General features: G+C 29.7%; 22 protein-coding genes. 17 read left to right on the top strand and 5 right to left on the bottom strand.

Features of this window, described 5'->3' with window-relative positions:
* The coding region (locus C683_RS06600) for a hypothetical protein (RefSeq protein ID WP_211204968.1) at positions 1–281 on the top strand (281 nt) is incomplete at its 5' end.
* 281 nt (positions 282–562) lie between these two features.
* Here the strand turns inward: C683_RS06600 and C683_RS04475 are convergent.
* Both C683_RS04475 and C683_RS04470 read right to left on the bottom strand, forming a co-directional pair.
* Positions 563–841: a hypothetical protein gene (locus tag C683_RS04475; protein ID WP_040388699.1), complete on the bottom strand. Its 279-nt coding sequence runs from the start codon at positions 839–841 to the stop codon at positions 563–565.
* Positions 834–1,121 (bottom strand): hypothetical protein, encoded by a 288-nt coding sequence (locus tag C683_RS04470; RefSeq protein WP_009490510.1) that lies wholly within the window; start codon positions 1,119–1,121, stop codon positions 834–836. The genes C683_RS04475 and C683_RS04470 overlap by 8 nt, the downstream gene beginning before the upstream one ends.
* A gap of 293 nt (positions 1,122–1,414) precedes the next feature.
* Here C683_RS04470 and C683_RS04465 point away from each other — a divergent pair, with 293 nt between their 5' ends.
* The 7 genes from C683_RS04465 to C683_RS04440 all read left to right on the top strand — a co-directional run bounded on the left by C683_RS04465 (position 1,415) and on the right by C683_RS04440 (position 8,113).
* On the top strand, positions 1,415–2,302 hold the full coding sequence (locus tag C683_RS04465; protein WP_009490508.1) for a hypothetical protein: 888 nt from the start codon (positions 1,415–1,417) through the stop codon (positions 2,300–2,302).
* A gap of 230 nt (positions 2,303–2,532) precedes the next feature.
* Positions 2,533–3,174, top strand: coding sequence for a recombinase family protein (locus C683_RS04460; RefSeq protein WP_009490506.1), 642 nt, complete (start codon positions 2,533–2,535; stop codon positions 3,172–3,174).
* A 19-nt stretch (positions 3,175–3,193) separates the two neighbouring features.
* The gene (locus tag C683_RS04455; RefSeq protein ID WP_009490504.1) at positions 3,194–4,387 is read left to right on the top strand and encodes a protein kinase domain-containing protein; all 1,194 of its coding nucleotides are present in this window, start codon (positions 3,194–3,196) and stop codon (positions 4,385–4,387) included.
* 3 nt (positions 4,388–4,390) lie between these two features.
* Positions 4,391–5,062, top strand: coding sequence for a hypothetical protein (locus C683_RS04450; protein ID WP_009490502.1), 672 nt, complete (start codon positions 4,391–4,393; stop codon positions 5,060–5,062).
* A 27-nt stretch (positions 5,063–5,089) separates the two neighbouring features.
* Positions 5,090–5,239 (top strand): type I toxin-antitoxin system Fst family toxin, encoded by a 150-nt coding sequence (locus C683_RS06700; protein WP_341871653.1) that lies wholly within the window; start codon positions 5,090–5,092, stop codon positions 5,237–5,239.
* A 268-nt stretch (positions 5,240–5,507) separates the two neighbouring features.
* A complete protein-coding gene (locus tag C683_RS04445; protein WP_009490500.1) occupies positions 5,508–6,701 on the top strand; it encodes a restriction endonuclease subunit S in 1,194 nt (397 codons plus the stop codon).
* Positions 6,702–6,778: 77 nt separating this feature from the next.
* Positions 6,779–8,113 (top strand): KAP family P-loop NTPase fold protein, encoded by a 1,335-nt coding sequence (locus tag C683_RS04440; RefSeq protein WP_009490498.1) that lies wholly within the window; start codon positions 6,779–6,781, stop codon positions 8,111–8,113.
* Between the two features lie 58 nt (positions 8,114–8,171).
* Here C683_RS04440 and C683_RS04435 read toward each other — a convergent pair whose 3' ends face one another.
* Together C683_RS04435 and C683_RS04430 are read right to left on the bottom strand one after the other, a co-directional pair.
* The gene (locus C683_RS04435; protein ID WP_009490496.1) at positions 8,172–8,501 is read right to left on the bottom strand and encodes a hypothetical protein; all 330 of its coding nucleotides are present in this window, start codon (positions 8,499–8,501) and stop codon (positions 8,172–8,174) included.
* The gene (locus C683_RS04430; RefSeq protein WP_009490494.1) at positions 8,501–9,298 is read right to left on the bottom strand and encodes a ParA family protein; all 798 of its coding nucleotides are present in this window, start codon (positions 9,296–9,298) and stop codon (positions 8,501–8,503) included. Before C683_RS04430 ends, C683_RS04435 begins: the two co-directional genes overlap by 1 nt.
* A 681-nt stretch (positions 9,299–9,979) precedes the next feature.
* Between C683_RS04430 and C683_RS04425 the strand changes: the two genes are divergently transcribed.
* Positions 9,980–11,218 carry a helix-turn-helix domain-containing protein gene (locus tag C683_RS04425; RefSeq protein WP_009490493.1) on the top strand — a complete coding sequence of 413 codons (1,239 nt, stop codon included), beginning with the start codon at positions 9,980–9,982 and terminating at the stop codon, positions 11,216–11,218.
* 2 nt (positions 11,219–11,220) lie between these two features.
* Here the strand turns inward: C683_RS04425 and C683_RS04420 are convergent, their stop codons facing one another.
* Complete coding sequence (locus C683_RS04420) at positions 11,221–12,051, bottom strand: helix-turn-helix domain-containing protein (RefSeq protein WP_009490492.1); 831 nt, start codon at positions 12,049–12,051, stop codon at positions 11,221–11,223.
* Positions 12,052–13,025: 974 nt separating this feature from the next.
* Here C683_RS04420 and C683_RS04415 point away from each other — a divergent pair.
* From C683_RS04415 to C683_RS04380, 8 genes are all read left to right on the top strand, one after another.
* A complete protein-coding gene (locus C683_RS04415) occupies positions 13,026–13,277 on the top strand; it encodes a hypothetical protein (protein ID WP_040388698.1) in 252 nt (83 codons plus the stop codon).
* Positions 13,274–15,895 carry an LPXTG cell wall anchor domain-containing protein gene (locus C683_RS04410; RefSeq protein ID WP_009490491.1) on the top strand — a complete coding sequence of 874 codons (2,622 nt, stop codon included), beginning with the start codon at positions 13,274–13,276 and terminating at the stop codon, positions 15,893–15,895. The genes C683_RS04415 and C683_RS04410 overlap by 4 nt, the downstream gene beginning before the upstream one ends.
* A 213-nt stretch (positions 15,896–16,108) precedes the next feature.
* On the top strand, positions 16,109–16,909 hold the full coding sequence (locus tag C683_RS06390; RefSeq protein ID WP_009490489.1) for a class A sortase: 801 nt from the start codon (positions 16,109–16,111) through the stop codon (positions 16,907–16,909).
* A 97-nt stretch (positions 16,910–17,006) separates the two neighbouring features.
* Entirely contained in the window at positions 17,007–17,351 is a 345-nt protein-coding gene (locus C683_RS04400; RefSeq protein WP_009490487.1) for a glutaredoxin family protein, read from the top strand.
* A gap of 47 nt (positions 17,352–17,398) precedes the next feature.
* A complete protein-coding gene (locus tag C683_RS04395; RefSeq protein ID WP_040388697.1) occupies positions 17,399–17,674 on the top strand; it encodes a hypothetical protein in 276 nt (91 codons plus the stop codon).
* On the top strand, positions 17,671–17,976 hold the full coding sequence (locus C683_RS04390; protein WP_009490478.1) for a TrbC/VirB2 family protein: 306 nt from the start codon (positions 17,671–17,673) through the stop codon (positions 17,974–17,976). The genes C683_RS04395 and C683_RS04390 overlap by 4 nt, the downstream gene beginning before the upstream one ends.
* Positions 17,977–18,061: 85 nt before the next feature.
* Complete coding sequence (locus C683_RS04385; protein WP_009490476.1) at positions 18,062–20,164, top strand: coiled-coil domain-containing protein; 2,103 nt, start codon at positions 18,062–18,064, stop codon at positions 20,162–20,164.
* 256 nt (positions 20,165–20,420) lie between these two features.
* Positions 20,421–22,835, top strand: a complete 2,415-nt coding sequence (locus C683_RS04380; RefSeq protein WP_161599367.1) for a VirD4-like conjugal transfer protein, CD1115 family — start codon at positions 20,421–20,423, stop codon at positions 22,833–22,835.
* The last annotated feature ends 61 nt before the right edge of the window (positions 22,836–22,896 follow it).

The raw sequence follows: 22,896 nt of genomic DNA, 5'->3' as shown, positions 1-22,896 counted from the left end.
GAGCGTCCCTTGCAGATCGACTGACTCATGTTAGAAAGAAAAAGGAAGAAAAAATAGGGTGGACTGAAAGGAGAGCTTGCTCGACTAGAAGCAGGTTCCGCCCTACCTTTTTTCTTTCCGATTGTTTTTTGAGGGCGTGGGGGTGGGGACACTCCTACGCAAAAAAACAATGTGTGCAAAAGAAAAAAGAGGTGCATTGCACCTCTTTTTCCGTCTATCAATTCTTTGAAGTACTTAATCGACCTATTCAAAATCAAATACTTCTAAAACAAATTCTCTAACTTTTACTAATATGAAAACCTAGAAAGTACAAGAATTTTTGTATATTCATTGTATCATGGATCTATTAAAATGAAAAGTCTAATTTTGGAATATATCCTAATAAGGATCTACTTTCCATTGTAGGATCCTATAATCCATTCTTTCTTAAGAATATAAAGTAAGGAAGCATTGCAAAGCAATGTCTTCCCTGCGACAGCACAGCTGGAGCTTACTTTCGTAGTGGCGGTGGCGGTTGGAACGGAGAAAGTAACAAAAAAGGTGGCAAATGCCACCTTCCTACTTAATAGATTTCCATATACAGCTCAGCGTCTTCATCTAAACCTTGAATACTTGCTAGAATCTCTTTCCCTTCTTCACATTCTCCAAAAAGATTTTCTAAGCCTTCTTCTTCCACCCAAATTGGATAGACACTCATATCTTCAATAGTATCCCAATCTAATTTAGTTTCAATAGTATCCTTTATCGTTCTATCATAGTAATTTGAATATCGTGTAATTTGTACATATGCAGTACAGTTATCAAAATAATGTCTAGAATATACGTGGAATTTCTCACTCATTATCCATAACCTCCAATACTCCTCCATTAAGAAAACGTTTTTTACCATCTGTAATCCATTTATAAATAGCTTCTGGTACTCCTGCTTTTAACACTTCTAAACACTCTTCTTGTTCAATATCATACCAATCTCCATGAGCAACAACATCGCCTGTTACCATATACGTATGTAAATTGACCCAAAGAGAATACTCTTTATATCCAAAGCCTGCTACATCAATACGGAACAACATCACTTGTGCTTCCTCATTAAACTCCACTGTTACTAATTTTGCATTCATAATAAACTCTCCTTTTTGTTTGAAAAATCTTTTTATGAGTTCCTGCAACTCACACTTTCTTGAGAACATGAGAGAAAAGGAGAGATGACAAGGGCAAAGAGCGGAGCGTCCCTTGCAGATCGACTGACTCATGTTAAAAGAAAGAAAAAAACCATTGTGAAACAATGGTTTCCTTCATGCGACAGCACAGCTGGAGCTTATTTTCGGAGTGGTGGGGGCGGTTGGAACGAAGAAAATAACAAAAATAATATATGATATAATTATTTTAAATAAATAATGGAAGAAGGAATAAAATGAACAAAAGTAAGAAGAACAAAAGTAAGAAGAACGAAAGTAAAAGTAAAGTAATTTTTTACAAAAAAGCAGAGCATGAAATAGACGATGAATCAAATTCTTCTAAGAAAACAAATAATATCCTATGTGCTTGTATTTCATCATTATTAGTATCAATACCTGTACTCTATATGTTGTTTATTATATGTCAAAATTTATACTTAATTCCAAACATGATATCATCTATAGTAATGATAATAGTAATGATAATAGTATCAATACCGGTATCCATATTATTATATAATATTTTTAAAAAAGATTTTTTTAAAAATTTACATTCAATACTAGAAGAATCTATTACTATAAATCATATTATTATCATAGTGTTCATCATTATTGTGCTTGGCTTTATCGTGATTGCTATTACAAGCATTTTCATTTCAAAGGTGTCTATTTTTATCAACAAAAATTTAGTTGAGCCTTTTATATTAACATTAACTTTCATCACTGCATTTATTGGAGTAGTATATTCAGCAGAGTTAGATCGTGAAGCACAAAAGCATTCAGAATCTTCATGGAGGGAGAAACTTTTAGAATTTGAGCAAAAACCCTATTATACAATTGAAGATTTATTTGTACTTAATAGCTTTATTAATCCTTACAACGATAATGGTATTGATTGTACAATAAATAAAGAACTTATTAAAATTGCAAAACATTATACTGAGGATCAAAAAGAAGCAGACAATAATAATAACAAAACTACTTTATTTGATTTTCAATATAAACAAACATATATCGATAACTACTTATCAAAGAACGAAGAATATAAATTAAAATCAGAAGATATGACAACTATAAGAGTATTAGCCCATAAGTTACTAAAAGATGATTGGAAAAAGTATTAAATTTGTAATTTAATACTTCTATTTGTGATACAATGAATTTATATAAGAGCTAGTTTTTTTCATTATTCTCTACTAGCTCTTTCATTATGTATCAAATGTATAATCAGATAGCACCCTGTTTATACATTTGATAAAAAAATAAAAAGTGGATTTTACTTCCACTTTCTTTTAAAATAGAAATGTCTAATCTAAACTGTATAATCTGAATTTAGGATAAAGGAGGTATAAAAATGAAAATTGGATATGCACGAGTCAGTACAAGAGAACAAAATTTAGATCGTCAATTGGATCAATTAGAAAAAGCTGGTTGCAAGAAAATCTTTCAAGAGAAGCTATCTGGAAAAAATATGGATCGACCTGCATTACAAAATTTACTTTCTTTTATTCGTGAAGATGATGAAGTCATTGTAGTAAGTTTAGATCGTTTAGGAAGAAGTAGCCAAGATATAACAGCAATTCTAGAAAAGATTAAACAAAAAGGAGCAACAATTAATATCCTAAACTTACCTTCTTTTGAAGGAATAACAGATCCAAACTTAAAAAATCTTCTAACGAACTTAGTGCTGGAGATTCAAAAATATATCTCCGAGCAGGAACGACAAACCTTATTGGAAAGACAAAAGGAAGGTATACGATTAGCCAAAGAAAGAGGAGCATATAAAGGTGGAGTAGTTCAATATTCAAAGGATAGCAAAAATCCACAACGTCGATTAATTTATGAAACAGTAGTTGATATGCTGGAACGCAAAAGAAATGGAGAGCCAATCACAATCCAACAAATTGCAAATCATGTAGGTATCACAAGAAGCACAGTATATCGTATAAAAAAAGAAATTGAAGAAATTGAAAACAAAACAGAAAATTTAAAATAGAGGAAAAAAGAATACACTCATGGATAATGATAAAATTTTAAATGATATTGCACAAATACATAGACAAATAGAACCATCTTATGATTCGGAAATCATTGATTTATACAATTCTATAGAGAATCAACAATTAAGAGAGATATTTTCTTCATTGCATGAAAACTACAATATTTTTTTTGATATAATAAATCAATGTATTTTCCAACCATACCATTACCTAAACGCTCAAAATAGTAGAGATTTATTAAAAATAATAAACTTAACTTTTAAATTACAAAATAGCTTATTAAATACAGAATATGAATTTAATATTGAATGCGAGGAAACTATTAGATATTGTTTAAATTTCTTAAACACTCGTGGAAGTAATATACCAGAAGATTTTCAGACGATTGATATATATATTACAATTCCTATTTTCAAGCTAAAAGGTAATATAAAATCAAAACAAATTCAACAATATGAACTTAAGTTTATCGGCGAAGGTTCTTATGCTAAAGTGTACAAATATAAAGATAAAGAATATAATAAAAATTTTGCAATAAAAAGGGCTAAGAAAAATATTAATGAAATAGAATTAAACCGATTCAAACAAGAATTTGATATCATGAACAAATTATCCTCTCCATATATTTTAGAGGTATACAAATATAATAATAATAACAATGAGTATACAATGGAATATGTAGAAAATACTCTTTATGGTTATATAAACTCACATACTCAAAAACTAACTTTTCAACAAAGAATAAAATTATGCAATCAAATAATAGAAGGATTTTCCTACATACATTCTAAAGGTTATTTACATAGAGATATTAGTTTTACAAATATTTTAGTAAAAGAATATGACAATGACCTTTGTGTAATTAAAATTTCTGATTTTGGATTAGCAAAAGCATTGGAAAGTGAAAGCAATTTAACTAATAGTAATACTGATATAAAAGGTTCCCTAAATGATATTACTAATCTAAAACAAATAGGTTTTAATAATTTCGATGAAAGGTTTGACATTTATGCAATAGTACAAGTACTTGGTTTTATATTAACTGGCAGAGAAAAAATTGAAAGTATTTTAAAATCTAACAATGCTAATGTAGTAAATTTTGTACGTAAGGGAACAAATACAAATTTAGATCAAAGATACCAAACTATAGAAGAATTAAAATCATACTACAACAGATATATACTTCAAATGAATAATAAGGAGAAATAAAATATGAAAGCAGTTCAAATTAGTGCTAGAACTCTAGATCGTTTAAATAAATTCATCAAAAATCAAGAAAAAGTTACAAGAACTCAATTCATCAATCGAGCAGTAGACTTCTTTTCTACTTGCTTAAGCAATAGATATTTACGTAGAGATTATAAACCTTTAAAGCAGGTGCAGATTGAAGAAGAAGGATTCTTCAATGATCGATTAAAAGCAGGTAAAGAGAACTACAAAAAACCTATGTATAACATTCTTTCTGCTTGTATTGACGCCTATTTAGACTATCTACAAGGAAACTTGAAAAAAAGAAATATTGCGATTGTACAATTTTTCTATTTTCCTAAGAAATATGTTTTCTATTTTGATCCAGAAATAAATATACGTGTTGGCGACATAGCAATGACACGAGTAAAAAATCATGGAAAAACTTTAGATCAGTGGGCTTGTATTCGAGCAGTCGGCTATTTAGAAGGAGCTGATAAAAAATATAAATCTCTAATAAAGATTCGTCATTTTGATGATTTGAGTGAAAATACTCAATTAAGAATACGAGATATGTTGAGCAATCAACCTAAAAAGATAAAAACTAAAAAAATGAAGAAAAATAAATTATCTATTGAAAAAAAATCCAGTGAAAACTCTGAAATTTCTACTGAAAATCAAGAAAAGTCAGAATAAATTCATAGTTTATTTATGATATAATGAATGTTGGCACTATCTTTTCAAGTGTACGTAAACTTGGAAGGAGGTGTATATATGTTACTATACGATACGTTTAAATTTATTATTTGTCCAATTGTAGTAGGCGTAATATTACAATTGTTTTCTGAATGGCTAAAACAGAAAAAAAAATAATAAAAGTGCCTTTTTTAGTCTGAGCACCTTGCAAATGCAAAAAAGCACCTAGTGGTATGTGAGAGTTCCACTAGGTGCTTTCGTATATATGTCATATACGATACGTTTATTTGCATTTATATTATACAATAAAGAATAATTGATAACAACAAATACATAATAATTACTTTCGTAATCTTTTATGAATACATTTGTATTTAATATGTAATTTATTTGTATTTATATTAGATTACATTTGTATTACAAATATAACAAGAATGGGGAATATATGAAACCACAATTAAGATTTAAAGAATTTACTGATGAATGGGAAGAGAAGAAGTTAGGGGAGATTGCGGACGTAAGAGATGGAACACATTCATCTCCTAAATTTGTAAAAGAAGGTTATCCATTGATTACTTCTAAAAATTTGAAAGATGGGAAACTAGATTATAGTTCTATAAATTATATTTCTAAACATGATTATGAAGAAATTAATAAACGTTCTTATGTGGAAGATAATGATATTTTAATGGCTATGATTGGAACGATTGGTAATCCTGTCAAAATTGTAAAAGAGAAAGAATTTGCAATTAAAAATGTAGCCCTTATTAAAGATAAAAATAAACAAAATAACTATTTGATTCATTATTTACAATCGAATAATATAAAAAAACAATTTTTGTTAGAATTAGCAGGTGGAACTCAAAAATTTATTTCATTAAGTACTATTCGTAATATAAAAATCCAACTTCCACCCTTACTTGAACAAGAAAAGATAGGAAAATTTTTCTCTTTGCTAGATCAACGAATCGAAAAACAGGAGCGAAAAGTAACATTATTGGAAGAAGAGAAAAAAGGATATATGCAAAAGCTGTTTAAGCAGGAGCTACGGTTTAAAGATGAAGAAGGAAATGACTATCCAGAGTGGGAAGAGAAGAAATTAGGAGAAATTGCAAAAATATATGACGGTATGCATAGTACACCTAATTATAAAAATCATGGAGTTCCATTTCTTAGTGTAGAAAATATTTCTGATTTGAAAACAAATAAATATATTTCTGAGGAAGAATATCAAAATAGCTTTAAAAATAATAAGGCTGAATATGGAGATATATTTATGACAAGAATTGGTAGTATAGGAGTAGCAAATATTAATTTAAATAATGAGGTAGCATACTATGTTAGTTTAGCCCTTATTAAACCTCAGAAAATCAATAATTGGTATTTAATGCATGCAATTCATTCAGAACAGGTACAAAAAGATTTATGGAGTAAGACGTTACAAGTTGCATTTCCTCAAAAAATCAATAAGGGAGATATTAATTTTATTAAAATTCCATTTCCTTCTCTACCCGAACAAGAAAAGATAGGGAATTTCCTAAGCCTATTAGATCAACGTATAGAGAAAGAGCAGGAGAAATTGAGATTGATGAAGAAAGAAAAACAAGGATTATTGCAACAATTATTTATATGCAAATAATTTTACTATAGTATTTAATATACATATTAAGTAATATAATATTATCATGAATATTAGTATATTAGAGGAGAGATAATATGGAAGACCGTATAAAAGATCGTATAAAAGATCATATGGAAGATGATATTGTTAAATTTTATAAGGAAGATATATTTAAAAGAAATAAATATTTAAACATTATTATTTCTTTATTAAACAAAGAGGATAGACATTTTTCAATATCCTTAGATGGAAGATGGGGTAGTGGTAAAACTGTATTTTTAAAACAATTAGAATATTTGGCTAATCGTACCGATATTCCTAAAACATCTGAAGATGAAGAAATAATAAAGTTCAAGGACGATTACATAGCAATTTATTTTGATTCTTGGTCATATGATAAATATGATGATCCACTTCTTACCATTTTGTATTTATTAATTAATCAATTAAAGGATATGGAATTATTAAAAGATAAAGTAAAAGAAACAATAGCAAAGTTATTATCTTCCTTAGGCTATGTCTTAGCAAATACAATACTTGAAAAATTTGGAATTGATTCTATTTTAGATAATTATCAAAATATAAATGCAAAAAAAAATGATCAATCTATGTATGAAAATATAATGTCTATAGAAGAAAAAATAGACTTAATAGGAAATTCGTTGAATGAGATTTTAGGCTATACAAAAAAGAAACGAATACTTTTTATTATGGATGAATTAGATAGATGTAATCCTAATTTTGCTATTTCTCTATTAGAAATTACAAAACATATTTTTATATCTCCAAATATAAATTGTATTTTCGGCATAAATAAATTTGAATTATCAAAAATTATATCCCATTATTATGGAGATATTGATTCAATAACATATTTAGATAAAATATTTAATTATTCATTTAATCTCCCTATTCCAACAAAAATACATTTAAGAAATTATATAGAATATATATATACATCTATATATAAAAAGGATATTCCTGATCATTCGTCAAAGTTAGATGGTAAATTATCTATACTAGATCTATTTATCCATGAATTACCAAAAATTTTTAATAATGCAAATGTATCATTGAGAGAGATTAATTTTATTACTTCACAATTAGATAGTATACGTTGGGAAGATATAAATTATTATAGGTATGATGAGCAAGGTAAAAAAAGACGTCTTAGTCGCTTAAAAACTGATGTTAATAGCCTTATTTTTATATATTTATGTATTTTAAAGACAAAAGATTATCTCCTTTTTTATACAATAATTTCAGATCCTATGAATCCTAGTAATATAGAAGTATTAAAGGACAATGTTTCCTCCTTGTGCAATATACAGGATAGAGATAAGGATTATTTTTCTAAAATAAGTTACAATGGCGGCAATGAATATCGTAATTACAAAAAAATGATTGACACCATTTCTTTCTTAGGATAAATACAAAATAAATACACTTGTAATCAATATGTATTTTATATGATTACAAGTGTATTTATCATTTTTCTTTATAAAATTCTTCTACAATATATTCTAAAACTTTAGATCTATTTACGCCCATTTCTTTAGCTGTTGCGTCTATTTTTTCTGCTAGATACATTGGATAACGTACTGTAATAGATTTTTTTTCCATCTTTTTGACCTTCTCCAATTTACTTTTCATCTTATCCATTTTATCTTTTGCTGGTAAAGATGATTCATTTAATGTAGATAATGTATAATCTCCATTATCTACAATATCTGCATATCTATTTTCTTTCTTCTTAGTTGTTTTCTTTTTTGCTGTTGGTTTTTTATCACTAGTTTTATTATTATCAAATCTACTCATTAATCTTCATCTCCTAATTTTGTGATTTCATTAAAAATATTTTCTAATGTATCAATAAATTTTTTATCTGATTGTGTCATATGATCCTTTTCTTCTAAATAATCTACAACATATTTTCTTTCTAGCATAGAAGCATTAATAGCTTCTTTTTCAGGAATAACTCCAATTACATCATCAAATGTTTCTAGTTGACTCAAAAATTCTTTTGATGTTGTTGTATTATGTTTTACTCGATTCGCAATAAATTTTAGATCTGCGATTACATAAGATTCCAATGTTCGTGGATCAACTACTCCTTCTTTTAATCCTTCAATTCCCTTAATTACCTTATCATGACTTTCATATCCAAATCGGCTTGGCTCTAAAGGAGAAATAATTAAATCAGAAGCAGTCGCTGCATTCATTGTTAATAAATTCCATGCAGGATTCAAATCTAAAATTACATAATCATAATCAAAATCTTTATAATTCTTTCCAAACCACATAAATAGTAATAATTCTTTATTAGGCTTCATTGAAATATCTGATAATAAACTTGTCCCTAAATTCAAGGAAGCAGGAATTAAATCAATATTATCATCAACTTGCTGAACTTTTACTTCCCCAATTCCTCTAAAAATATTTTCTGTAGTGTAAGTAACTTCTTCTAGATCAAACATACTTGATAAACTTCTTTGTGAATCTAAATCTAACAATAATACTTTCTTACCATGTTGAGATAAATATTTACTAAATTGATAAGATAAAGTTGTTTTTCCAACCCCACCTTTTGTTGCTAAAAACGAAATAACTTGCATTATGTATACCTCCAATAATTTGTTTTATTAACCACATACTTATAATACCACAACAAATACATTTTGTATACACTTTAATTACATTTGTAATCACTTTAATTATAAATAATTACAAATGTAATCATTTGTATTACAAAATAAATACATATAAAAACCCTTTATAAATAAAGGTTTGCAAATAATTTATTATTTTTAGTTATTTACCTCGCTAATTGAATAAGAAAAAATAAGTTCTTGAGATTTTTTCATTGTATGATAAAATATAGACATAAATTAATTTTAAAAAGTAAATAGATAAAAACAAAATTGAATTAAGCAAAAAAGCTAGGTCTTACAAACCTAACTTCGTGAGAATAGATATTATCTGAATCTAGACAAAAAAAATAAGCAAGTGCGGGAACACTTACTTATTGAGGTTCAGTTGATACTCCAACTATCAAGAGAACATTGCCAATACGATGTTTAATTGATTACTTAATTCTTCAAATTTGTTTTATTTTTAACTTTAATAATTTAAACCGATATATAAGATATAAAATCTTATCTACGTTTAAATTATAGCAAAAATAAAGCGATTAGACAAGATTAAGAATCAATTTTCTCTAGTAAAAATAGGACAGCGTATCAACTGAATCAAGAAGTTGATACGCTTTTTTGTTTATCTAGAAAGGAAGAACAAAAATGACACAAACTCTGAACTATGAACCAACATTAAACTATCAAGGAGCGTATGGAAATCCAACGCAGGAAGTTATGCGTAATGATCAATTATCTATCACAGCAAGAGGGCTTTATGCTTACTTAGCAACTTTTGCAGGGAAAGAAAAAGTATGCTTTCCATCAATCTACACAATCTTTAAAGAATTTGGAATTGGCAAAAACACATTTTACAAATACATTAATGAATTAGAAGAAGCAGGAATTGTAAAACGTGTTCGCAGATTATGCAAATCCACAATGTATCAATTATTTGATCAAAAAGAAGACGATGGATCATATGGAACAACTACACAAGACGTTATGCGTAATACTGCAGTATCCGCAAATGCAAAAGCAGTTTATGCTTATTTAGCGACAATCGCTGGGAATGATAATATTTGTTATCCAGATTTAAACACGATTATTACTGATTTAAATATCTCAAAAGACTCTTTCTACAAGTATACTGATGAATTAGAAGAAGCAGGGATTGTAGAACGTACTCGTCGTTTTGGTCGCCCAACGATTTATAAATTATTAGATCGTACTTCAAATAATGACAAAAATTCTTCTCATGATAAAAATGAATCAGAAAATATGGACAATACAATTTCAGAAACTTCAAACACTTCTATTTCCGATGATTTGGTAAAAGCTATTTCTAAAGTTTTAACCACAGAAAATAAACAAGAGAATAATAACAATAAAAATATGAATATTACTAAAGAATCTAAGAAAAAAGATGAGATGAACCAAGCAGAGCTAGCTAAAAATTCTTATATCCATCAAGAATCAAAATATATCAAAAAGAATCTTAAAGAATTAATTGCTAAATATGCTGTTGATCATAACTTTAACTTTAGTCTTAAACTAGCTCGTAAAATTGAAAAAGCTATCTTTGGTGCTAAGAAAACTGCCACTAAAGAACTTCTAAGAGAAAATGTACTAGCACAAAAAGACCTATCACTAGAAAATGATAAGTCTATCTTTGATATGCCGTTAGAGTCATTAAATGACCACATTTATTATGTTTTAGATCGCTTATTTTACGTAATGATGGAAAGTAAAACTATTAAAAATCCTGCTCGTTATCTATTCACTTCTCTTAAGAATGAATTTAAAGAATTAATTGCTAATGTTAAAAAACCTAAACTAGAAGTGCCTATTTTTTCAGATGATGAACTAGAATTAATTAATCCTAATAATTTCCAGCTTGCGTAATGTTATAAATTAAGAAGTTTATCACTACCTCTCATTCCAACAACTTTTCCGATAAAAGTAATATTATTCAAAATGGATTTAGTTAAAGGAATATCTTTAGAATAATTCAAGTCTAGAGATTCGAAGTGAAGAATAGGAATGGTATGTCCATTATCCCCTTCTATTTTTCCTAATCTGGCTAGACTATATTCATCGTCTAATAAATAAAATACAATATCTCCAATTTTTAATTTAGCATCTAATTCTATAAATAGATTGGTATGTTCAGGGAAAATACGATTCATTGATTTTAGCGATGTAGAAGTATTGATAACTACTATTTTGTCTGGATTTGAATAATTTTTAGGATTAATATATTCCGCAATTGATTCTCCATCTGATTTAATTCCTAAGCTAAATTTTTGAAAAGCTTTGACATTCGGGAAGTAAGGAATTAATAAATTTTGTTGTTGCCAATAATTTTCAGGTATAGATTTTATAATTTTATCGCTATTTACAATATCTTGGATTATACTTACTAGGTCTTCTTTGTAATTGGAATTATCATAGATCTCACGTATTTCTTGATAATAATTATTAATTTTAGTTCTAATTTCTTTTAGTCTGAATTTTTCTCTGTCTGGTTCCGCTAATTTTACTAATTTTTCCATTGGAACATTAAAAAAATCGCTGTATTTTTTCAAAAATTTGTCAGATGGATAGATTGCAGAAGTTTCTAAGTTAGAAACTCTAGGACATGCAATATCTAGCTTTTTAGCTAATTCCTTTTGGGATAATTTTTTTTCTACTCTTAATTGCTTTAAAAAAGCACTTAACTCGCTCTTTTGGCTCATGTGTAGGCTCCTTTAAGTAATAGTTGATAAATAAATATATGTAAAAAAATGTATACATGGCATTTTTTTTGTTTTTATACAAATTATTATTGTTTTATTGCCTATATTTTGCTATAATATGTATGTGGGATAAATGAATAGTATATAATAAAAATACAATTTTTTATAAATTTTGTTTTTATGAAATTTGATGGATTAAAAGCAAAAATAAATAATATAAAAAATGGACGTTTTTATAATATATGTTATCACACAAAAAGACATAAAAAAAGAGAACGAGAAAAATCTCGCTCCCTTCTTTAATTTAGATCATTGATAATTAAATGAGTTAGTACCAAAAATACTAGCTACAATCTAATTAATCAAATACTGATCCAATACACTCTGAACAAGTATATTGTATCAGTATTCGAAGTGGTTTTCTATAAAAATGAGAAAATATTAAGACTATTTTGTTTTTTATATTTTCGTCTCAAAACCCTATTTTTGAATTTTGAGACAGTTTTGATAGAAAATTCGTTAGATTTCGGAGAGATGACTCCACCGTTTTGGGGTCGTAATGGACGCCGAACCACTGATGAATCGGGTGCATGGATCTTTTTTGTATTTGAAATAGTACATCAGAACATATTTTACTTATCAAAAATTATGTGCATTAATGTGTAGTTATTCTAAACATTGTTGTACATATCTCCTTAAAAGAAGTTTGAAAGCTATATAAAATTGCTTAAAATCATTGATGGTTTTCTTCTATTGTTAAAATTCTTTTATTAGAACAAGCTTTCTCTCCTTCTTTTCATTAAAAATTCTCAAATTCTATATAAAACCGTAAAGATAGCAAAAATCTAAAAATATGTAATTCCTGTAACTTTGATGTACTATTTCAAATACAAAAAGGATTAACTAACTTACTATTGCCATGAGTTAAAATTAAAGCGATAGATCAAACTTTTGAAAATAGTAAGGAGATAAATATGCAATATTATGTATATGGTGTGAAAACACACGACATCTACTTTATCTCCAGTAAAAAATCGACTTGTCATCGTTTTTTACAAAAACATTTTGGGAATATTCAATCCCAGCAAAATAAATATTGTACTGAAGAGGCTTCCGTTTTGGAGCCTCTTTTTTGTTTGAAAAAACGTAAAAAGGTTGGGGACTTATTGCCTGAACCTATGCGAATTTTAGATGAAACAGAATATTTAGGAGGACGCAGTAGATGAATTATAAATCAATTTTAAGTGGAGCATTAGTTGCTACAACATTACTTTCAGCAGGAATTTCTGCTGTACCAGCACAAGCAAAAGAATTAGGATCATATCCTAAAATTGAAGTGCCAACAGATAAATCAAAAGCACCGAAAAAATATGCAATGATTGCTAAATTTACAAAACAATCAAAATTAGAGTTCTTAAGTGCGAAAAGTAAATTAAAAGAACATACCAGCGTAAGTGGTAAAAAAGAATTAGCTTTTATTGGATTAGATAAATCTGATTGTGGTAAAGATATTGCCCGTTACATGAATGTAGGTATGTGGGAAGGTAAAGCTGTTGACGTTATTTACCACCTAGATTCAGTAACGAAAGCAGGATTCAAAGGAGGAGAATGGATTCGCTTTAATAGTGGTTCTATTGGATTAACACAAGGTGGATACAAAGAAGTTAAAGTTACTCAACGTTATGTCTACCATGACACACAAAAAGACGCTCCAATCACAGGATCTTATATGACGTTTAATGATATTGACGCCCACCAAGCTCTTGGTTTTTCTGACGCTACTATGAAAAAAGTAGCTAAAATCTATATTGCAGAGTCTGCAAAAAAATGGATTGATGTAACAGAAAAGAATGGTATGACATACTTCGGTTCTCCATCAGAGGAAGATATTGATCCTAATGATCCAAAAGGTAAAATGACTATGTTGTTTGATGGAAACTCCATCACTTATTCTTTTGTAAAAGATTGGTCAGGATACAATATGAATAAGGAATTGAATTGGAAAAATTCAGAATATGATCAATACTACGGCTACAGAGGAGAAAAACCAGTTCGTACAGAAACTTTAGCTCCTACAAAATTAGTATCTGATAAAAACGAAAAAGATAAAAAAGAAAATACATTAGATACTGCTTCAGAAGAATATACCTACACGATCTCTCATTCCGTACCAGCAGAAGAAAAACAATTCTTCTATAAGAGTTATGAAATGGACGATACTTTGATTCCAGAATTGGAAATCGTTAAAGATAGTCTGAAAGTAACGAACTCTGATGGTAAAGACGTAACGAGCTTATTTGAAAATCAAACAAAAGGTAATCAAGTAAAAGTTGTTGCGAAAAAAGATACGTTAGCTAAGCCAGAATTTTACGGTAAAGACTACAAATTTAACTTCAAAGTGAAAGTGAAAGCAGGAACTGACCTTTCTAAATTGAAAGATAAAGATGGAAAAATTACGATTCCAAATACCGCTACTGTTACAAAAGATGGAGATAAACAGTCTACAAATAAAACGCAGACGCACTTAACTCCAATTAAAGAGTCTATCAAAAAATATATTATTGATGATGGAAAAGCAGTAGATACAGATACCATCACAAAAGAAGACCCAGTAGTTGCTTATCGTATTGATAATGTCGTTCCAAACGATGTATTATTAAAATCTTTAATGTTATCTGATACATTAGATAAATCATTAGAAGTAGCTGATCAAAGTAAAATTAAAGTGATTGCTTCTGACGCCAAAGCAAATGAAGTAAAAGTGTCTGAAAATAAAGAAGAAAATGCTACAAAAGCAGAAGATAAGAAAGAAGAAACAACAGATTCTTCTAAAGATACAAGTAAAGAAGCAAATAAACCAGCAACTTTTGCCAATGAAGCAGGAAAAGAAGAAGCTGATAAGAAAGATACTGTAAATTACGATGAATTGATTAAACAAGTTCAACCTATCGTAGATAAATATAAAAATGCAAAACCAGATACGAAAGAACACGTAGTCTTATCTAACGCTAAATTAGTAAGTGATGTATTAGTAGCTAAAAAAGCAGGTCAAACTGCAAAAGATAAAGAAGCACTAGAAAGCATTAATAAAGCGTTAGCTGAAAAAGATGAAAAATTAGCATTAACTGGCGACATGAAAAAAGATGTAGAAACATTGAAATCTGTGTTAGAAAAAGCAATAGCTTCTACTCCAGCAAAACCAGATACTTCTAAACCAGACGCTTCTAAACCAAGCGATAAACCTGCAGATTCTTCTAGTGATCAAGAAGCAGGAAACAAAGAAGAAAGTAAAGGCGAAACTGAAAAAGAAGAAACAGACAAACCTACTGCAGATAATGTCACAAAAGAAGAGATTGCAGAAGATGTCAATAAAGAAATGACAGGAGACGCAACTCCTAAAGGCGAAGATGTTACGAAAAAAGGAAAACTAGAAGTAAAAGACGGTAAAGTAACATGGACTGCGAATAATCCAAGTGAGTTTGCAGGTAAGAAATTATCTTTAATCATTCCAGTGAAATTAAAAGCAGGAATGAAAGTTTCTGATTTACCACAAAAAGATGGAGAAGTTCAAATTCCAAATACTGCTAAATTAGTTGTAAATGGAAAAGATGTGGCTTCTAACACAGTTTATGTAGGAGTTGATAAAGAAACCAAAGAAGTGCCAAAAGAAGCACCTAAACCAGAAGATCCAAAACCAGAAGAGCCTCAACAAATTGAAGGCGATCCAAAACCTAAATTCTTACCACAAACAGGTACAGATATGATGAAGACGGTGGGTGTTGGAGCAATCGGTGTTGCATTAGGTGGCGTTATTGGCTTCTTGTTCGGACGTAAGAAAAAATAAAAAACATTGATGTTTTTAATAAAAGATGTTATTTTTAAATTGGAACATTTTTCCAAATATTTGTAATTTATAAGAAAGAGAATGTTATTCATTCTCTTTTTTTGATACTAAAACACAGATTATCTATATCAAGAGGAGCAGGGGAACTTGCTCCTTTTTCTTATGGATAATCAATCCATAAATTCAATCAATAGATAGGAGTGATGAAATCTATTGAGAGTAACAACAAGAAAACAAAGGATAAAAAGAAAGATTATAAAAGGAGTTGGAGTTTCCTTATTTAGCTTAGCATTAGGAACAGGAGTCTTTTGTATTACAGGGAATGCTTGGAGAGCCAATACATTAGAAGAAATGCAAGCTACTGCCAATTCTGATGAGATTATTCAAAATCAGGAGCGGTTAAAGGCAGGAGAGAATGGTCAAACTTCAAATCAACACGCTGAGGGGGAAACGGATTCAGCAGAAAAATCTAGTAGTTTAAGGAAAGGAGCTGGTTACAATGTAGATCAGCGAGCAAAAATGGATTATGACGGAGTATCGATTCCATCACTTTCTCAAGTTTATGAAGCAAATAAACCAAGAAATCGAAAGAAAGCAATGAGCTATGTTGTAGGAACGATTAGCATTCCATCTGTAAATATCCATTTAAATATTTTACAAGGCACAAATAACGTAAATATGCTCTATGGTGCGACAACTATGTTGCCACATCAAGAAATGGGAAAAGGAAATTATGTCTTAGCAGGACATAATATGAAAGAAAGGAATGTTCTCTTTTCAAACCTAATCACTGATGATAAACCTCAAGTCCACAAAGGAGATAAAATCTATCTTTCTGATGGGAAAAAACGATATACGTATGAGGTAACCTATACAGAAACTATTAATATGCACAATACCAAATGTTTAAATCCATCTAAAGAACCTGTAATTACGTTATTTACTTGTACGTTAGACCATGACAACAGTGGTAAAACATTATATCGCTTTGTGGTTCATGGAAAATTAGTTTAGGAGAAGATTAAATGAATGAATTAGATTTTATAATGGATTATTGGTTTGATTATCTTTTTGAAAAATTGGCAGTTTCTACTACATAAGGGAGGAATATATGAAAAAGTTACTGTATTTACTTATTCCATTGATTTTCTGTGTTAGTCTTGTCTCTATTTTATTTTTCACAACTACAGAAGATTCAAAAGTAGTTTCAGAAACTCAAATCAAACGTGCAAAGTTTATTCTTTTCTATCGCAAAGATTGTTCTGATTGTAAGGAGCTATTAGAAAAGAAAGGACAAGAAATTCATCAAAAAGATATGTTATTAGTAGATCTTACAGAAAAAGCTAATCAAAAATATCAAGAAGAATATGGATTGGTTTCTGTACCAACATTATTCGTTGGGAAAAAAGAATATATCGGCACTCAATACATTACTCAATATTTAGAAACTTTGTAGACTTGTTATTCAAGTCTTTTTTTATTGCACTGAAAGGGGGTGAGATGATGGCTAAAAAAGAATCAATCGCAAAGCAAATTACAAAATCTATGTTTGAATCTAACGGACAGAATTATAACGATTGGATTAAACAAAAGTATGAAGAAGTAGGATTGGCTTTATTACGTGGTGGTTCAAGTGCCTATAAGGACGTGATTGAAGAGCGTTTATGCGAAGAATATGCTGAAGATCATATTGGAGACTTTATGAAAAAAGGAGCTACTGTAAAGCCACATTACGAACAAAAAACAAATAATTTTAACAAAGAGGAGGAAACTGAATGATTACAAATCTAGTATTGAATACAGCAGTAGGACAACAGCTTTTACAAACGTATTTACAAATGCCTTTTAATGCTGGAGACATCTTCGGAAAATTAAGTAGTGCATTAGGTCAAGTCCATAAAGGACTGACAGTATTAACGGTTGCCTTAGCTATTTGTGCTTTTGCTTGTGTCGGTATCATGTTCATTGCAAGTGATCGTATGGCGGACAAGGCAAAATCATGGGGCTTACGTATTGGTGTAGGTGTAATTATTTCCTTAACTGCTCAGTTAATTGTTAGTTGGATTCAAGGACTAGTTTAGTTAAGAAGGGCTGTACTTGTCGAAGGGTGCAGTCCTATTCAAAGATGAGAAGTCATCTTTATTTTCTTTAGAAAGGAGAAAAGAAATGAAACATTTTACTTATGGAATTCGGTTTGAAAAAATGTCAAAACCGATTAAGAACTTAAAAATCATAAAAAGAAATAAGAATTATTCGCTTGGAAGAGCAGAATATTTGTATCAAAAAGTTATTCAAAAATTAGGCAATAGTTATCAACCTTCAGGAAATCATCATGATTTTGAAATTGCTATTTATAATACAGATCCAACGAACACAGAAGAATTGGAAATCGAAATCACTTATGATCCAACGCAAACATTAGCTCAATTAATCTCTAAAGATATTCACAAAACGATTAGTGAAGAAAAAGATGTAGCTCAACAACAACGTTGGATTCAACAAGAACAAGAGATTGGCGAACAATTTATGAGAGAACAAAATCAAACAGTAGAAGAAGAGGAAGAAGAACAAAAAACAAGTTTCCGTAGTCGATTGAGTCGAAAGAAATCAACTTCTTCTGCACCTGCAATTCCACAACATAAGGAAGAACCAAAAGAAGAGGTGGAAAAAGAGGAAGTATCTTCTGTTCCAGCACCGCTTCCTTCTTCTAAACCAAATATTCCAAAACGTAATCTGAATATGGATTTTGAACCTGCTTCTACTCCAGTGCCACAACATGAAGAAGAACCTGTAGAAGAGGTTAAGGAAGAGGTCAAAGAAGAAGTAAACGAACCAGAACTTCCTACATTGATGAATGAGAGTGAATTTTTAAATGCAAATACGCCACAATTACAAAATGCAATTGATACAGTATTACAGCCTATTATTACTGCAAAAGATGGTGGTGTAGAATACATTCTTTCTCATTTAAATTCTGATTTATCCGAATCTGATTATCAAAATCAATTGAAAGAAGAATATCTACAATCGATTTATAGTCCAGAAAAATATGATTATGTTTATCAATTAATCAAGGAACGATGTGCAGGAATTTTAGGAACTACTAAAAAATCTTTAGAAGAAGCAAAAGAGACTCAAATTGATACTATCAATTATTCTTCTGAATTAGAACAAGAAAAAGAGAAAGTGAAGGAAGAAATCACTGAAAAATGTAATCAAGAAAAAGAAGAGAAGAAACAAAAAATTGATAAAGAATTTGAGTCCACAAAAGAAGAATTACAGACTCGACATGATCAAGAGAAAAAGGAACTCAATGAACGTCAAACCAGTGAAATGAAACAACTGGAAAAAGAACATGATCAGCGTTGGGAACAATCAAAATCAGAAATTGAAGAAGAAAATAAACGTATCCTTGACGAACGAAATAAAGAATTGGAATTTACATTTGAAGAAAAGACAATCAATGAGAAAAATGGAAAGAGTCAAGAAGTACGTGAATCTATTCTATCAAATAGCGTGAAATTAATTGAAGCTCTGTCTGGAGAGAGAGACGCAAAATTAAAAGCATTACAATCCAATTATCAAAATAAACTTGATGATAAAAAAGAAGAATTTGATAAAGCGGAACAAAAACACATTCAAGAAGAAAAAGAAGAAGAGAAGAAAGAACGTAGAGCAAAAGCAGAAGCTCATCGTCAACGTTTAATCGAGTTAAAAGAAGAAGAAAATCGTATTGCACGCCTAGAAGCAGAAAAAATGGCTCAAAAGAATGAAGAGCTAACACAAGAGATTAAAGGATTAAAAGAAGAGTTACAAGATACGATTTCAAAACAAAAAGAGCAAGCAGAGCTAGACCGCATGAAGAATTTACAATATCAAAATCAAGTGTTAGAACAACAAAATGATATTAAGTATCAACAAATGCAAGTTTCTTCTAGCGACCAATCAAAACAAGAGATTTCAAAATTGAAGAAAATGATTGCAGGAATTAGTGTTGGAGCGGTGTTAGGTATGGGAGCTATTGGTTTTGGTGTTTATGGACACTTTGAAAATAAACAAGCAGAAGCAGAAGCTCGTATGGAACAACAAAAGAAAGAAGAAGCTCAAAAAGAAGAACAAAAGAAAATGCAAGATCGATTAGATAAGTATGATGAACAATTAAAATCTATTCTAAAAAGCAATGATGATTTAAAAAAAGAAAATGATCAAAAAACAAAAGAAGTAGAAAAACTACAAAAGAAAGTGAAACAAGATCATGCGGGTAAGTAACTCAAAAGCGAGAAAACTAAGATTTTTCTCTCGAATATTACCAGAAAATCAAGTTCGTAAATTGATTAGGCGAAAGCGAGTCGATGGAGAATCCCTTGCTTCTAGAGAAAAAAATAAAAGCAAAGTTCCATTTTTAATATCTGGAGCTTATTTTTTATGCCTGTCAATTTTTGGAACATTCGTTATCAGTTACATAGTTCATGCAGGGAATCCTGCAATTACTTATCTATTGAAAACTAACTATAATACGGTTGACATGAATGTGTTTCTAAATAAGTTAAAAGTACCATTCACAACCTTATTACATTTAAATGATTATAAGTGGCTTTGGATTGTAGTTTTGGGTTGGATCATGTTTATCCTCATTACTGCTATTCTTTTTTGTAAAAGATTAGAGCTACGATATACTAGCTTAGCTCATGGACAAAAAGGAGATAGTCGATTAACAACCATTAAAGAATTAGAAGATCAATATACAAAAATTCCAGACAAAGATAAATCTTTTAAAGGATATGGTGGAGTTCCTATTTCTCACTATCTTAATAATTATTTTATTGATACCGATACTGTAAATACATTGATTATTGGTACTTCTCGTTCAGGGAAAGGGGAAACTGTAGTATTCCCTATGATTGATAACTTATCAAGGGCAGAAAATCAATCTTCTATGGTTGTCCATGACCCTAAAGGAGAACTATATGCTTCTTCTAAAGATATTTTAGAAAAACGTGGATATAACGTAAAAACATTAAATATTTTAGATCCATTAAATGGACTTGCTTACAATCCCTTAGAATTAATTTTGGAAGCATGGAAAAATCGTGATTATATTTTAGCTCAAGATTTAACCAATTCTTTTAGTCATATGATTTTTGGTTCAAAAGAACAAAATGCAGGACAAAACTCATGGGTATATTCTGGAGCAAAAGGAATGTTAAACGGTTGTATTCTAGGATTGATCTATGAGTGTGAGAAGAATAATGAGTTAGAAAAAGTAACCTTATATAACATTTATCAAATGTTAATCGAACTTGGTTCTAACTACCTTCCACTAGAAGAAGGGCAATCGACCGCAACTTCCTATTTAGACGCTTTCTTTAATGCGTTACCACAAGGAAATATTGCGAAAGCTCAATATGGAGCAGTATCCATGCAGGGAGAAAAAGGGAAAGGAACGATTATAGGGACAGTGCTAGATAGTTTCAAAACTTTTGCATTTGAAAATATCGGTAAGATGACTTCTCTAAACGAATTGTCCCTTCGTTCTGTTGGTTTTCCAAAATACATCAATTTGTATACGGATAAATCAAAAGTAGCTGATAAAAAATATCGCTTCTCTATCTATCGAGAAAATGAAGATATGGAATTAATCTTCCAAGAGATTTTAAAATTCAATGTGGAAGGGATTGGGACACTTAACTTTGACTGTATTATCAAAGAAGGAGACCTACTTCTTTTACAAAGCATAGATGATCCAAATGACTATATTTATCATCGTTTATTCTTTAGAAAAGATAGTGATTATTTAGAAGTGGAACTTCTTCCTAATGAAGAATGTACGTTGATTGAAGACGCACTCCAAGAAATTGAAGTGTTCTATTCAGAAAAACCAACTGCAATCTTTATTATCAGTCCAGATTATGATACGTCAAAAAATGAATTGATGACGGTGTTTGTAGACCAACTTTACATCACTTTAATGAGAAATGCTTCTGTAACAAGAGGTAAGAAGTGTCATCGAAGAGTTCATTTTATTTTAGATGAGTTCGGTAATATGAGTCCTTTAGCAGAGTTAGATAAAAAATTGACAGTATGCTTATCAAGGAACGTATTATTTAATCTTTTTGTACAAAGTTATAATCAGTTATATGCAATTTACAATGATAATGTCGCAAAAGTTGCGAAAGAGAACTGTCAAAATCATATCTACATTGCTTCTACAGATAAGGATACGCAGTTAGAATTTGCGGAACGTGTCGGAAAGCATACAGTAGAGTCAGTCTCACGAGATAAAAACTTTATGGACATCAAAGCACCAACCCACGCTTCTGTTAGTGAAGAGTATTTAATCACTCCAGAGCGTATCGCTGGTATGCAAGAAGGAGAAACGATTGTCATTCGTTCCCTACACCGACAAGATTTACAACGTAATAAAGTTCGACCATATCCAATCTTTAATACGCAAGAAACTGCTTTCCCATACCGCTATGAGTTCTTAGGAAATCAATTTGATACCAGCAAAGATATTAATGATTTAGACATTGATAGTCCTCAAGCAATGTTTGATTTAAACAAAAATAAGATTGATTTTGAATTGATTCGTGATCGATTAGATCAACAATCCGAAGAGAAAAAGCAAAAGAAATCAGAAAGTAAAGCAGATGATTATAATAAGCAACAAGTAAGCAATGGTATGAAAACAGAAGTAGCTGAATCTAAAGAAAAATCACGTTCTGAATATACAAAAGAAGAATTTGTTGAGTTTGCAAAATCTAAAGTGAAATTAAATAATAATTTTATAGAAGATTTAGCTAATATTATTTACAAAGATGATACGGAAGAGGTAATCGAAAATCAGTTTTATGACGCCCTTTCTGGAATTGAAATCAATAGTACAGATAAGCGGTTATTTGTAGATCAATTGAATTGTATAAATAACAAAAAATCATAGAAAATAAGCTAAAAAAGTGATATAATTAAGGTAAGAATAAAAGATAGGGAGAATAAAAATA

This window comes from Catellicoccus marimammalium M35/04/3 (assembly GCF_000313915.1).
Lineage (GTDB): Bacteria > Bacillota > Bacilli > Lactobacillales > Catellicoccaceae > Catellicoccus > Catellicoccus marimammalium.
This window is presented reverse-complemented; position numbering and strand designations above follow the sequence as displayed.

Coding starts and splice junctions, on each gene's coding strand:
- C683_RS04460 (WP_009490506.1), top strand. CDS start 2,533: ATGAAAATTGGATATGCACGAGTCAGTACAAGAGAACAAAATTTAGAT.
- C683_RS04430 (WP_009490494.1), bottom strand. CDS start 9,298: ATGCAAGTTATTTCGTTTTTAGCAACAAAAGGTGGGGTTGGAAAAACA.
- C683_RS04435 (WP_009490496.1), bottom strand. CDS start 8,501: ATGAGTAGATTTGATAATAATAAAACTAGTGATAAAAAACCAACAGCA.
- C683_RS04385 (WP_009490476.1), top strand. CDS start 18,062: ATGAAACATTTTACTTATGGAATTCGGTTTGAAAAAATGTCAAAACCG.
- C683_RS04465 (WP_009490508.1), top strand. CDS start 1,415: ATGAACAAAAGTAAGAAGAACAAAAGTAAGAAGAACGAAAGTAAAAGT.
- C683_RS04395 (WP_040388697.1), top strand. CDS start 17,399: ATGGCTAAAAAAGAATCAATCGCAAAGCAAATTACAAAATCTATGTTT.
- C683_RS04420 (WP_009490492.1), bottom strand. CDS start 12,051: ATGAGCCAAAAGAGCGAGTTAAGTGCTTTTTTAAAGCAATTAAGAGTA.
- C683_RS04400 (WP_009490487.1), top strand. CDS start 17,007: ATGAAAAAGTTACTGTATTTACTTATTCCATTGATTTTCTGTGTTAGT.
- C683_RS04390 (WP_009490478.1), top strand. CDS start 17,671: ATGATTACAAATCTAGTATTGAATACAGCAGTAGGACAACAGCTTTTA.
- C683_RS04475 (WP_040388699.1), bottom strand. CDS start 841: ATGAGTGAGAAATTCCACGTATATTCTAGACATTATTTTGATAACTGT.
- C683_RS04455 (WP_009490504.1), top strand. CDS start 3,194: ATGGATAATGATAAAATTTTAAATGATATTGCACAAATACATAGACAA.
- C683_RS04410 (WP_009490491.1), top strand. CDS start 13,274: ATGAATTATAAATCAATTTTAAGTGGAGCATTAGTTGCTACAACATTA.
- C683_RS04380 (WP_161599367.1), top strand. CDS start 20,421: ATGAATGTGTTTCTAAATAAGTTAAAAGTACCATTCACAACCTTATTA.
- C683_RS04445 (WP_009490500.1), top strand. CDS start 5,508: ATGAAACCACAATTAAGATTTAAAGAATTTACTGATGAATGGGAAGAG.
- C683_RS04470 (WP_009490510.1), bottom strand. CDS start 1,121: ATGAATGCAAAATTAGTAACAGTGGAGTTTAATGAGGAAGCACAAGTG.
- C683_RS04425 (WP_009490493.1), top strand. CDS start 9,980: ATGACACAAACTCTGAACTATGAACCAACATTAAACTATCAAGGAGCG.
- C683_RS06700 (WP_341871653.1), top strand. CDS start 5,090: ATGTTGGCACTATCTTTTCAAGTGTACGTAAACTTGGAAGGAGGTGTA.
- C683_RS04440 (WP_009490498.1), top strand. CDS start 6,779: ATGGAAGACCGTATAAAAGATCGTATAAAAGATCATATGGAAGATGAT.
- C683_RS04415 (WP_040388698.1), top strand. CDS start 13,026: ATGCAATATTATGTATATGGTGTGAAAACACACGACATCTACTTTATC.
- C683_RS04450 (WP_009490502.1), top strand. CDS start 4,391: ATGAAAGCAGTTCAAATTAGTGCTAGAACTCTAGATCGTTTAAATAAA.